Source organism: Nocardiopsis nanhaiensis, from assembly GCF_054778635.1.
Genome location: NZ_BAAGZJ010000010.1, coordinates 84,222 through 97,228 on the forward strand (window position 1 = coordinate 84,222; position 13,007 = coordinate 97,228).

Genomic DNA, 13,007 nt, shown 5'->3' on the forward strand with positions numbered 1-13,007 from the left:
ACCGTGCGCCCCCGCAGCCTCAGGAGAAGACGTTGCCGCCCCCGCTCACCGCGCTCGAGCCCGCCCGGGCCCCCGATGCCTTCGCCGTCCGGGACCTGCGCGACGACCTCGCACGCTGGCAGGTGCGGATCGGGGTCAGGCAGTGGGCGGTGGGAGAGGTGAGCGCGCAGCCTGCTTTCTGCGCCGTTCGTGACACGAAGAACGGAGATCAGGGCCACCTGGCCTTCGCTCAGGAAGAGTGGACCGCTGCCCTGGCTGCCGCGAAGAAGTAAGCCATGAGAACGATTGCCTGGCACAAGAGCACCTACTCCGACGACGGAGCCAACTGCGTGCAGGCACGCAGGGCGCTGCTGGTGCGGATGTTCGCGACACCCAGAACCGTGAGGCCGGGCATCTGAGCTTCGCTTCGCAGGAGTGGGCGGCTCTGCTTGACGAGGTGCGTTCCCTGACCCGTTGACCTCAGTTCCCCCAGCGGCCCTTCATTTCGACGGAGGGCCGTTTTTGTGCGAAAAGAACACTTTCACAAAACGGGCCAAGTGTGGCGAGCTTCGCATTTTGGGTTTGTGGGTTGTTCCTCGGATCTCGCGCCTGTGTGGATCTGAGAGAAAGCACCACGAACTCTTGTTCGGATCGCTAGGTTGGATCGCGACAAGAAAAACCCGACCCGGCGCACTACCACCCGGTCGGGTTATGGCCGACGCCTGGACAAACAGGTTTGTCGACTGAGCCACCTTCATGCTGAACCAGTAAGGCATTCTGAACCAGTAAGGCGACTCACCGTGGAGTCTACACTCACGCACCCCTGCAGCACATCCGAAACTCCGAATCCGGCTGGGTTTTCTCCGCCCCGCAAGCGCCCCCGGGGTGCACTCAAGGGGATCGGGTTCATCCTCGCGATCTGGGTCCAACAGATCTTCAGCAAGGGCCTGCTGCCCACACAGCGCTCCGTGTCGGCCCTGATGGCCATCGCCAACGTGGTCGACGTCGACGGTCGCTGGTGCTTCTTCTTCCTGGAGAACCTGGCCAAGCGCTCCGGCGGCACCCTCAGTGTCAGCAGCCTCAAGCGCGCCATCGACGACCTGACCGACGCGGGCATCGTCCGCAAACTCACGCGCTCGGAGACCATCGCGTTCTTCGCCGAGGACCTCAAGCCTGGCCGCTCCACCTACCAGCTCCCGTGTGTACTGGAGCTCCTCGTTCCCGCTGAGGACTACCCAGAGTTGGCGCTCTCAGAGATCAACGCCTGCCGCGCCCAGCTGGGGGAGGAGCCTCTCACCACGCACAACCGGCCGTCGTTGAGTCGCCGCTCGACCCTAGCTCAGGTTGAGCTGACCCCCAGCTCAGATCGACCTACAGACTGTTCCCCTAGTGACTGTTCTGGAGAGGGGGTGGCTGGTTCCGTCCGTGGTACCTCAACCACAGGAAAGCAAACCCGAAAAAAAACCCGGATCGGTCTCTTCGGAATTATTGATCGAATTCCCAACAAACTCCTGTCCGCTCCGAGAGCGGACCGGGAACGGTTGGCACTGGCCGTGGAGAAACTCCTGCGCCAAGGCCTGGGCGAGGCCGACGTTCGGGTACTGCTCTCAGGGCTGGAGCGCTTGTGGCGCCCCTTCCCGGCGCTCATGAAGCGGCTGTGCGACATGCGTGCCGCACGTCGCTACCTGGACGGCACTCTGGGCCGAGGCATCCACGGAGCGAGGTTGCCCACACCACCATGGTCAGACTGGGGCGAGGACGACCCGTTCACCCAGTCGAAACAGTTCCTGGTGGACAGCCGCGGAAAGGCCTCCGGCACCTGCCCCGAGCACCCGACCGTGCGCAACATCCCTGGTGACACCTGCGCGATCTGCGGGCGGCTGTGTCGCTCGGTGCCTGACGAACTCATGCACGAACCCGCGCCGGAACCCAACGCATCACCCCAGGGCGGATCGGTGCCAGAGATCCCGGAACACTTTCCTCCAGAGGACGTCGCCTTGGGCCCAAAGACGTTGGGTCAGATAGCTGCCTCCCTTAACGACACGGGGCGCACCCCTGCCGACGACCCGGTCCCGCGGGGCGGCTTCTGGCTTCCCCCTGGTCCAGGGCTGTCGCCCAACGCCCAAACTGTGGCTGCCTGGGCACGCGAGCGGATCAAGAAGGCCCACAAACCCACAGACCTCGATTAGGGGAAGCACCGTTTCCGCCCGCCTCAGCATGCCCAAGAGCAACCCAGCCAGCCCGGCGTCCGGGTGCACATCAGGCGCGCTCACCCGCTTCGGGGCAGCTGCACACAGGAACCCCAAGTCCGGACCCCGCGTGAGAACATCGAGCGCCGATCCACCCCAGAGTCCCCCCGTTCGGAGTACCAGGCCCCAGGACAATCCGTTGCGGCCACGCCGTCCTGGTCGACGGCGCCGTCCACACACTAGGAGGAGAAGTTGCCGCCGCCCCCGCCCACCGCGCTCCACCCCGCCCAGGCCCCCGACGCCCTCGCTATCCGGGACCTGCGCGACGACCTCGCACGCTGGCAGGCCCGGATCGGGGTTCGGCAGTGGGCACCGGGGGAGGTGGGCGCGCACGAGATCGCCGAGCAGATCGAGAGCGGCCAGTGGTGGGTGCTACACCAAGGCCACGACCTGGTCGCGACGGTGCGCCTGCTCACCCGGGACCCGCTGATCTGGCCCGACCCGCTTGTGGAGGCCACCTACGTGCACGGGCTCATGGTCGCCCGCTCCGCCTCCGGCCACGGACTGGGCGCCGGCGTGCTGGCCTGGGTTGAGGCCACGGCCGCCGCCCGCCAGCACACGAGCGTGCGCCTGGACTGCGTCTCGGGCAACCACCGGCTGCGCGCCTTCTACCAGCAGCGCGGCTATGCGCAGCGCGGACAGGTGTCTTTCGGCCCTGACTCCACCTGGCATCCGGTCACCCGCTACGAAAAACCCCTGCACTGAAGGGGCGCCTGCCGCGCGGGCGTGGCCACAACCGGCAAGCCGTGCACACCACACCTCTGTACCGGGAAGGCCACCGGAGGGCCCCGCCACACACCCGAGGTCCCACACCCCGACCGGACCCACCCCCGCAGAGGACGGCCATGCCCACAGCGCCCAAGGCCTCACGCCCCACTGAAGAGCCCGCCTACGACCGCGCCGTCGGCGCACTGCTCGGCCCCCTGGCCGCCGCGGCCCTGATCGGTACCCCGTCTGCCCTGGCGACCCGGTACGCTGCGGCGGCCAGCCCACCCACCGACCCCGCGGGCCGACCCGACGAAGGCTCCGCCCGCAGCACCGCCCTGTTGGCCCACCTGGCCCACACGGCCCTGGCCCGGGTCGTCACCGCTCCCGCAACGGTGGCCGCCCCCACGCCTGCCCGCACGACCCCCAGCGACCCCGTCCCACACGCCTGGACCCGGGTCCTGCGCACCCTGGTGAGCACCGCCATCCCACCGGCACAGGCGCCCGAGCTGGAACACACCGCGAGCGACGACCCCCTGGGCGCCTCCTGGCGGTCCCTCATGCACACACCCCACCCCTCCCACGACCCCGCCAGCGGCACCTTCGCCTGCGCCCACCTGGTCGAGACCGTCTGGGCGGCCTACCGTTCCTGCGGTGACCTGGCCGCCCTGTACGCGGGCGCCCTGGTCGGCGCTCGGTGGGGTGTGTCGGCCCTGCCCGTACAGGCGCTGCGCCGCCTGAGCGAGCACACCGACCCCCACGCCCTGACCTGCGCAGCCCTGGTCAGCGCCCGTGGTGGCCGGCTTCCCGACCAGTGGCCCGAGGTACCCATCCGGGCCCGGCCCGAGCGGCGCCTTCCGCCCTTCGCCGTGCCCCATCCCTTGGATCCCGACGTGGTGCTGGGCAACCTCGACCACCTGCGCACCCGCCCCCGGGACGTGGACGCGGTGGTCTCGCTGTGCCGCACCCACCCCAGCGACGCACCCCACCTGCCCGGGACCGACTGGATCCGGGTGTGGCTGCACGACATCCCGGGCCGCAACACCAACCCGCACTTCACCTTGGACGAGGCCGCCGCGGCCGTGGCCGCACTGCGCGCCGAAGGCAAACGGGTGTTCCTGCACTGCTGGGCGGGCGCCTCCCGGACCCCGGCCGTGGCCGCCCGCTACGCCACCGCCGCCCTGGGCGCACCGGTCCTGCCCACGCTGACCACCCTCATCCACACCGTGGGCGGACACCTGGACAACCCGACCCTGTCCCGGGCGGTCGCCGAACTCAGCGGCCTCCACCTGCCCGACCCCGCCCGGACCCTCTTCCCCCAGGGAATGCCCCCGCGCCGCCTCGCACTGCGGTCCGTGCAGGTCAGTGGGTCAACGACCCGTGGGTGAAGCCCGCGGGCTTGCGGGTAGGTGCCCACCTGGCTGGTAGGAGACCTCCCGCGTCCAGCACCCCCTCAATGTTGGGAGGGTGCGGGGGCGGCTGACTGGCGCCCCGCGATCCACACAGCCTCGCCCCGACGGGCGAGGTTGCGCGAAGCATTCACGTCGGCGTGCAACACCACACCACACCCCCGGCACACAAACCGGGCCCGGGAGGGCCGGTTGCGTCTGCTGGTGTGGTCGCACTCCGAGCAGGACTGCGAGGTGTAGGCCGCATCCACGACCACCAGGGGCACCCCGGCCCTGCGAGCCTTGTAGGAGAGGAAGTCGCGCAGCTGGGCGAAACTCCACGAATGCAACGCGGAGCGGTTCTGCTTGGCCTGCCGTACCCGGCCACGGATGCCCTTGAGGTCTTCCAGGGCGATGCCGTGGCCGGTGCGTTCGGCCCGCTCCACGATGTGCTTGGAAATCTGGTGGTTGACGTCCCGCGCCCGCCGCTCCTCCTTGCGGCGCTGGCGCTTGAGCAAGCGCTTGGCGCTCTTGGTGTTCTTCTTCTGCAGTTTCGCCCGGAGTCGGTTCTGCCGCTTGCGGTACCGGTTGAGTCGGCGTCCGGCGTAGCGCTGGCCGGTGGAGGTGGTGGCGATCTCCACGATCCCCAGATCCACCCCCACAAACCCCGCGGGCTCTTCATTCAGCGGAGCTTCGGGCACCTCACAGGTCGCGGCCAGGTACCACTGCCCGTCCCGGTAGACCAGGTCGCTCTCCCCCTGCTGGTACTGGGCCAGGACTTTGAGCTGCCCGGGTGAGGAGATCAAGGCCAGGTTCTTCATCCGCCCTTGGGTGGTCCAGATCGAGACCGTGCGCGCATCCATCTGCCAGGACAGACACCGCGCATCGAAGGGCTGGGCCGCCTCCGGGCGGAAGCTGATGGCCGTGGCCTCGGCCCGCTGGCGGCGCGCCGAACCCTTGCGGCCCAGGTGGCCGGCCTTCAGGTGGGCCTGCCGGGTGGTGTAGGCGTCGGTGACCTTGCCGATCACCCGTACCGTCGGCTGTGCCGAGAGGCCGAAGGAGGCTTTGAGGTCGGTGTAGACCTTCTTCTGGAGGGCGTACTTGTTCCGGGCCCCGGTCGTCTGGGCCATCTGTGAGGCGTGGTTGGCGGCCCGGTTGCAGGCGTGCAGGGTCTCCTTAAGGGCCCGCGCCTGTTCAGGCGAGGGCAGGAGTTTGACCCGCACCACCAGCTTCATGGTCGAACACACTAACGACCCGTTGGTCACTGGTGGGGCCAAACGACGAAATACGTCTGTGCTGGGCGGCGGAACTGTCGCTGAGCCTCACCCCCGAAGCGGGCGGGGCGATTCCTCCCGGGCGTGAACGCCCAGGCATCCTCACCCAAGACAGGTGAGAAGTTCCACAAACTCTCCCTTTCCGGTACCGTTACGCTCGCGTTACCCCTTAGGCTCTGCGCTCAGACCCCGTGCAAGGCCACCGGAGGTCCCACACCTCCCGCGTGCCCGGCCCCACCCATCTCCCCGGGGCCCGCACCACATGGCGCCACACGCCCCTAACGGCACAACAGCACCACGCCGGGGCGAGGGCCACACCCTGTTTCCCGTTCGAAGGACTGCGCTGTGGGCAAACACGAGCCCGAGTTCCCACCCGCCGACGGTCACCACGAGCCCACCGAGGCCGCGACCGTCCCCGTAGGCCCCCGTCTGGCCGCCGCGCGCTCACGCAAGAAGCGCGCACTGGTCGTGGCCTCGGCCGCCGGCCTGACCCTGGCCGTGGGCGGTACCGCCGCGGCCGCGGTCATCACCACCGGCGGCGACCCGCAGGACGCCACCAGCGCCGCCAGCACCCCGCAGGCCGAGCCCGAGACCTTGGTCGTGGAGGAGCCGCAGGAGAGCGAGGAGCAGGACGGCGAGGCCGACGGCGACGAAGACAGCCCCGTGGCCGATCCCCAGTCCCTGTCCGCCTCAGGCTCCGACATCCTGGAGGAACCCGAGGAGGAAGAGGAGCCCGAGACCAGCTCCGACGACTCCGAAGGCTCAGGCGACTCCGGCGGCGGCAGCGGCGAAGGCGGCACCTGCGAGGCCTCCTTCTACGGTGAAGGCTTCCACGGCTCCACCACCGCCAACGGCGAAACCTTCGACACCCAAGCCATGACGGCCGCGCACAAGACGCTGCCCTTCGACACCATGGTCGAGGTCACCAACCCCAACAACGGCTCCTCGGTCACGGTGCGCATCAACGACCGCGGACCCTACATCGACGGCCGCTGCCTGGACCTGTCCACGGCCGCCTTCGACGAGATCATCGGCACCGGCTCCGGCGTGGGCCAGGTCGACTGGGAAGTCGTGGGCTAGAACCCGCACCGAACAGCAAGCACAGGCGCGCCCCGAACCCGCACACGGTTCGGGGCGCGTCCTCGTTCCCGGACCCGGGCCCGGAACACAGGCGTCCATAAGGAACCGCCGCCCGGGGCGCCCCGCTGGCCTGCGCGAACACCCCGCACACTCCACCCGGGCCCGCGTACAATCCCCACCAGGCACCGCACACACCACCCCCGCCCCTGCCGCGTGTGCGGCCCCACACGCCACCATGCCGTGGCACAATCCCCACCAACTCAACCAACACCAAGGGGAGTCCGGGCGTTGTTCCGCACCACCACCGGCTGGGTCGTCTCACCCACCGACCTCGTCGACACACTGGAGTGCGGCCACCGCAGCGCTCTCAAAACAGCGCTGGCCGCCCACCTGCCCGGCGCACCCCGACCCGAGGACATCGACCCCCTCGTCGCCCACCACGGCCACGTCCACGAACAGGCCGAACTCGAACGCCTAAGCACCCTGTTCGACGACATCGCCCACATCGACGCCCCCAAACCCGACGACCACTCCCTGGCCGAAGCCGCCCGCACCACCGCCGAAGCCATGGCCACCGGGGTCCCCGTCATCTACCAGGCCTCCTTCCACCACCCCCTAGCCCAGGGCGTGGCCTTCCACGGACGCGCCGACTTCCTCATCCGCTCCGACCTGGACCCCACCACCGGCCACAAACGCCAAGACGCACCCACCGACTGGGCCTACGAACCCTGGGACACCAAACTCGCCCGCCGCCCCGGCCCCTCAGCCATCGTCCAACTCACCGCCTACGCCCACGCCGTCGCCATCCTGGACGGGCGCACCCCCCACCACATGCACCTGCTCACCGGCGACCAGCACACCCACACCCTGCCCACCGCCGAGTTCACCCCCATCCTGACCACCCTCACCCACCGCCTCATCGACCACCTGGCCCAAGAGCCCGCCCTGCCCACCCCCACCTGGGGCCAACCCCGACCCGCCTGCGAGGGCTGCGGCTACAACACCTGGTGCTCCCAAGGCCGCACCGCCGCCCGCCACCTGTCCCTGGTCGCGGGGCTGCGCACCGACCAGGCCGCCAAACTCACCGACGCCGGCCTGACCACCATCGACGCCCTGGCCCACGCCCACGACCACGACCGCCCCACCACCCTGCCCCGCCGCTCCTTCGACCAACTGCGCGCCCAAGCCGCCCTCCAAGTCCGCCAGGACACCACCCGCACCCCGGCCAACCCCCAAGGCGAGGTCACCGCCGAAGTGTTCGCCCCCGACGGCCTGACCACCCTGCCCCCACCCAGCCCCGGCGACGTCTTCTTCGACATGGAGGGCTACCCCTACCACTCACGCCAGGGCGGCCGCGGCCTCGAATACCTCTTCGGCGCCACCACCGAAGACACCGACGGCACCGAAACCTTCCACGCCTTCTGGGCCCACGACCGCACCCAAGAGAAAAAAGCCCTCGAAGACTTCGTCGACTTCGCCACCGCACGCATCGACACCGACGACGGCGCCCACATCTACCACTACGCCTCCTACGAAGTGGACCGCCTCAAACACCTCAGCTCCGAATTCGCCACCCGCGAGGAGGAAGTCAACCGCCTCCTGCGCGAGGGCCGCCTCATCGACCTCTACACCGTGGTCCGCAAGAGCCTGCGCGTGTCCCAGCGCTCCTACTCCATCAAGTACCTCGAACCCCTCTACCTGGACACCACCCGCGCCGGCCAGGTCACCACCGCCACCTCCAGCATCGACGCCTACGCCGCCTACCTGGCCGCCCACGAAGCCCACGACAGCGCCGAAGCCGACAAGATCCTGGACGGCATCGCCCGCTACAACCGCGACGACTGCCACTCCACCGCCCGCCTGCGCGACTGGCTCGAAGAACACCGCACCACCCAAGGCATCACCGACCGCCCCCTGGTCCAGTTCGAACTCACCGAAGCCGAGGCCGAACGCGCCCGCAAACGCGCCGAAAAAGCCGCCCGCCACACCGCCCTGACCGACCCCCTCCTCGAACACGTCCCCGACCAGGCCGAAGAACGCACCGAAGACGACCACCCCCGCGCCGCCCTGGCCGCCCTGGTCGGCTACTACCAGCGCGAAGCCCTACCGCCCTGGCGCGAGCACTACCGCCGCACCGGCGCACCCCTGCAAGACCTGGAGTCCGACACCGACTGCGCCGTGCCCTGGCAGATCCACACCGGCGAGTGGATCGAACCCACCGGCCGCCAGAAGAAGGCCCGCCGTGAACTGTCCATGCGCCTGGACACCTCCCACCCCCACCCCTTCACCCCCAACCAACAAGTCAAGCTCCTCTACCCCGGCGCACCCGGCCAACAAGCCACCACCACCGACGCCACCCTCACCCACACCCGACCCGACCAGCTCACCCTCACCGAAACCTGCGACGTCGACGCCACCTACACCCGCCCTCCCGTGGCCGTCCTGCCCGGAGCACCGGTCAACCCCCAACCCAAGGACGGCGCCCTGGAACAGGTCGCCCGCCAGAGCGTGCAAGCGCTGCCCACCTGGCCCCACCAGTGCGGAACCGACGTCCTGCGCCGCCTACCGCCCCGACTCAAGGGCGGCGGACCCCTCCCGGACCCCGCCGCCTTCGACGGCGACCTCATCGCCGCCACCATCGCCGCCGTGGACCGGCTCGACGACTCCTACCTGGCCGTCCAAGGCCCACCCGGAGCCGGAAAGACCTACCTGGCCGCCCAACTCATCACCCACCTGGCCGCACAGGGCCGCAGCGTGGGCGTGTGCTCCACCAGCCACAAAGCCGTAGAGAACGTCATGTCCTCGGCCGTGCGCGCCACCAACGAAGCCGGGGTGGACCTGGCCGCCGCCAAACGCGCCAAAGGCCGCGGCAAAGACACCGCAGACCCCGACCTTCCCTGGGAACAGCCCACCACCGCCCAGGCCCTGGCCACCTGGCGCACCAAACGCACCACCGAAGGACGCTCGGTGCTCATCGGCGGCACCGCCTGGGCCATGGCCAACGCCGCCATGGTCGCCGACCCCCTGGACGTACTCATCATCGACGAGGCCGGACAGTTCGCCCTGGCCGACACCCTCGCGGTCTCCGCCGCCGCCCACAACCTCGTCCTGCTGGGCGACCCCCAACAACTGCCCCAGGTCGTCCAAGGCACCCACGGCGAAGGCGCCGACGCCTCAGCCCTGCAACACCTCATGGCGGGCGAGCACATCATCGACCCCACCCTGGGCTACTTCCTGGACCAGACCCGCCGCATGCACCCCGCCGTGTGCGCGCCCGTCTCCGCGCTCTCCTACCAGAACCGCCTGCACGCCCACCCGTCCACGACCGACCGCACCCTGACCGGGCCCGCACCGGGCGTGTACGCCCACCCCGTCACCCACCGGGGCCGCACCACCCACAGCCCCGAAGAGGTCACCGCGGTCGTCGAGGCCGCCCGCACCCTGGTCACCCAACACCTGACCGCCGACCCCGACACGGGCCCACGCCCCCTGACCGGCGACGACATCCTGGTGGTGGCCCCCTACAACCTCCAAGTGCGCGCCCTGCGCCAGGCCCTGGCCGAAGCCACCCACACCACCCCGGCCCTGGAGGGTGTGCGCGTGGGCACCGTCGACCGCTTCCAAGGACAAGAAGCCGCCGCCGTCATCTGCTCCATGACCACCTCCAACGCCGCCGAGACCAGCCGCGGACCCTCCTTCGTCCTGGACCGCAACCGCCTCAACGTCGCGCTCTCACGCGCCCAACTCCTGGCTCTGGTGGTGCACTCACCCGACCTGCTCACCACCGCGCCCCGCAGCGTCGACGAACTGCGCCTGCTGGCGGCCTTCACCGGTCTGGTCTCCTGCGCCCACCCCTGGACCGCCCCCTGACCGGCCACGCCCCACCCTGGGTTTCGGACACCTCCCAGGTGGAGTACGTTTTAGGGAGCACACCATGCTCGGCCGTCGGCGCCCAGGCGCCCGCCGGGTGGGCAGGGGCGTGCCCCGCAGGTCCGCCTCCCAGCGCCCGACGGTGTGCCTGAAGCCCTGGCCCGCCACCCGTTCTCGAAAGGCACCACGGCCCCCGTGTCTGAACGTCCCTCTACACGCGGCGGTGGACGCAACACACGCCACCCCACCGGCATCCGTGTCGTCATCTGCATCCTGGCCCTGTTCGCCCTGGTCCTGGGCCCCTTCGGCTACATGATGGGGATCGACGCCGACTCGCGAGCCGGCTCGGCCGCCGAATGGTTCACCCTGGCCTTCGGCGCCGCGGTGGGCATCCCCTTCCTGGCCGCGGCCGTGGCCACCGTGGCCGGCGACCGCAAGGCCGCCCTGTGGTCTCTGGTGCTACTGGCCTGGCCCGTCGTGTTCGTGGTGGTCATCCACCTCACCCAACTGGCCGGGTAGGCTCCCGGGCGTGTCACCGAAGAAACGCAACCGCCGCAAGCCCCAACAGGGATCCGACCAACAGGGGCCCGACCAGCAGCCCGACAACCCCGACCAGGGCAGGGTCGATCCGGGCCAAACCCCGGAGAAACGCCCCATCAGCCGCACCCCGGTCACGGTCCACGGCCCGCCCGACCGGCGCATCACCGTGCTGTGGGTCATCCTGTGGGCGGTGTGGGCCCTGGGCAGCCCGCTGGCCCTGGCCGCGCTGCTCTTCGCCGGCCTGGACGCCTTCGAAGCCACCACCGACCCGGCCCTGGCCGACCCCGCCCAAGCCGCCGACATCGCCGAGCAGGCCGTGCGCACCATCGGCAACACCCTGATCTGGCTGCTCATCATGGCCTGGGGCGTGCCCGCCATCGGCGCCGTGACCGCCCTCATCCTGCGCCGCAAGATGGCCGCCATAGCCTTCAGCGTCGCCCTGGCCCTGTCCGTGGGCCTGCTCCTGCTCGCCATGCCCCCAGCCGACCTGTGGGGGGCACTCACCGCCCACCTGCTGGGCTGAGAACACCCGCCCGCCCCACCTCCCACCACCGGGACCCGACCCCGGCCACAATGGACACCTTGAACGCCACCGACCCCGCCGACGAACCCGCGCCCCGGGCAGAGATCACCCTGCCCGAGACCGTGCGCACCCGACTACAACGCCTGGACCACGGCGTACTCGTGGACACCCGCGCCTTGGAACGGGTCCGTGAGCGCTTCGACACCGAACAGGCCCAGATGCTGGGCCAGTTCCTGACCAACGCCCAAGCACCGGCCACCCTGCGCGCCTACCGCGCGGACTGGACCTCCTTCGGTGCCTGGTGCCTGGCCGAGGGCCGCACCAGCCTGCCCGCCGACCCCGTTGACGTGGCCGTCTACCTGGCCGCCTGCGCCCACACCCGCACCGACGACGGCACCACCTGGGCGCTGGCCCCCGCCACCCTGGAACGCCGCGCCGCGGCCATCGCCGCCGTCCACGGCGCCCACGGCCTGGACTCACCCACCCGCGCCGAGGTGGTGCGCATGACCCTGCGCGGCATCCGCCGCACCCGCAAGGCCCGACCGCGCCGCAAGACCCCCGTCGTTCTGGCCACCTTGGAGGCCCTGCTCGCGGTACGCCCCGCCGAAGGCCACCCCGGGGGAGTGGCGCGCCGACGCGACACCGTGCTGTTGCTGACCGGTTTCGCCGGTGCGCTGCGCCGCTCCGAACTGGCCGCGCTCACCTTCGACGACCTGGCGCTGCGCACCGACCCGGCCACCGGCGCCCCCACCCTCGTGGTCTCCCTGGGCGCCACCAAGACCGACCAGGAGGGCCGCGGCCACCAGCAGGTGGCCCTGCCCCGCGGGCGCCACCGCCTCACCTGCCCGGTGTGTGCCCTGGCCGACTGGTCGGACCTGATGCGGGTGCACCGCGACGGGGCAGACCCCGCGGTCCGCGAACACCTGCGGTCCCTGCCCGCCACCCCGCCCGAGACCGCGCACTCCTGCCAGCGCCTGAAGCGCCTGGAACTGGCCGACGGCTCCGAGCGGCCCCTGCTGCCCGGGGTGGACCGCCACGGCCGCCTGGCCGCGCGCCCCATGTCCACCCGCGCCGTGGGCGACGTGGTCAAACGCTACGCCCAGCGGGCCGGGTTCGACCCCGACGACTTCGGCGGCCACTCCCTGCGCGCCGGCTTCGCCACCCAGGCCGCCCTGGGCGGGGCCACCGACCGCGAGATCATGCGCCAGGGCCGCTGGACCAACCCCGGCACCGTCCACGACTACATCCGCACCGCCAACCCGCTGGAGGACAACGCGGTCACCCGCCTGGGCCTTTGACCCGCACCTTAAAGGCCACACCCCCATATCGAATCATCAACAAACCCATCAGTAACACCATATACAGCCCGTTAACGTGCGATCCTTCCCTGATGAGACAT

Annotated in this window: 10 protein-coding genes and 1 pseudogene; 10 read left to right on the forward strand and 1 reads right to left on the reverse strand. The window is 70.3% G+C overall.

Annotation, left to right across the window (positions count from 1 at the left end):
* Positions 1 to 32 precede the first annotated feature (32 nt).
* The 5 genes and pseudogenes from ACYVD1_RS07115 (at position 33) to ACYVD1_RS07135 (ending at position 4,321) form a co-directional block, all read left to right on the forward strand.
* A complete protein-coding gene (locus ACYVD1_RS07115; protein WP_460769331.1) occupies positions 33 to 272 on the forward strand; it encodes a DUF397 domain-containing protein in 240 nt (79 codons plus the stop codon).
* Positions 273 to 275: 3 nt separating this feature from the next.
* Positions 276 to 457 (forward strand): annotated as a pseudogene (locus ACYVD1_RS07120) (DUF397 domain-containing protein).
* A 490-nt stretch (positions 458 to 947) separates the two neighbouring features.
* On the forward strand, positions 948 to 2,168 hold the full coding sequence (locus tag ACYVD1_RS07125; RefSeq protein ID WP_460769334.1) for a hypothetical protein: 1,221 nt from the start codon (positions 948 to 950) through the stop codon (positions 2,166 to 2,168).
* A 252-nt stretch (positions 2,169 to 2,420) separates the two neighbouring features.
* On the forward strand, positions 2,421 to 2,933 hold the full coding sequence (locus tag ACYVD1_RS07130) for a GNAT family N-acetyltransferase (protein ID WP_460769336.1): 513 nt from the start codon (positions 2,421 to 2,423) through the stop codon (positions 2,931 to 2,933).
* 140 nt (positions 2,934 to 3,073) lie between these two features.
* Entirely contained in the window at positions 3,074 to 4,321 is a 1,248-nt protein-coding gene (locus ACYVD1_RS07135) for a protein phosphatase (protein WP_460769339.1), read from the forward strand.
* Between the two features lie 65 nt (positions 4,322 to 4,386).
* On the opposite strand, the gene ACYVD1_RS07140 is transcribed toward ACYVD1_RS07135, so the two are convergent.
* Positions 4,387 to 5,556, reverse strand: coding sequence for an RNA-guided endonuclease InsQ/TnpB family protein (locus ACYVD1_RS07140; protein ID WP_460769341.1), 1,170 nt, complete (start codon positions 5,554 to 5,556; stop codon positions 4,387 to 4,389).
* Positions 5,557 to 5,940: 384 nt separating this feature from the next.
* Here ACYVD1_RS07140 and ACYVD1_RS07145 point away from each other — a divergent pair, with 384 nt between their 5' ends.
* From ACYVD1_RS07145 to ACYVD1_RS07165, 5 genes are all read left to right on the forward strand, one after another.
* On the forward strand, positions 5,941 to 6,675 hold the full coding sequence (locus tag ACYVD1_RS07145; protein ID WP_460769343.1) for a septal ring lytic transglycosylase RlpA family protein: 735 nt from the start codon (positions 5,941 to 5,943) through the stop codon (positions 6,673 to 6,675).
* Between the two features lie 288 nt (positions 6,676 to 6,963).
* Entirely contained in the window at positions 6,964 to 10,545 is a 3,582-nt protein-coding gene (locus ACYVD1_RS07150) for a TM0106 family RecB-like putative nuclease (protein WP_460769345.1), read from the forward strand.
* A 195-nt stretch (positions 10,546 to 10,740) separates the two neighbouring features.
* Positions 10,741 to 11,064, forward strand: coding sequence for a hypothetical protein (locus ACYVD1_RS07155; RefSeq protein ID WP_460769347.1), 324 nt, complete (start codon positions 10,741 to 10,743; stop codon positions 11,062 to 11,064).
* Positions 11,065 to 11,074: 10 nt separating this feature from the next.
* Positions 11,075 to 11,608: a hypothetical protein gene (locus tag ACYVD1_RS07160; RefSeq protein ID WP_460769349.1), complete on the forward strand. Its 534-nt coding sequence runs from the start codon at positions 11,075 to 11,077 to the stop codon at positions 11,606 to 11,608.
* 50 nt (positions 11,609 to 11,658) lie between these two features.
* Positions 11,659 to 12,906, forward strand: coding sequence for a site-specific integrase (locus tag ACYVD1_RS07165; protein WP_460769351.1), 1,248 nt, complete (start codon positions 11,659 to 11,661; stop codon positions 12,904 to 12,906).
* The last annotated feature ends 101 nt before the right edge of the window (positions 12,907 to 13,007 follow it).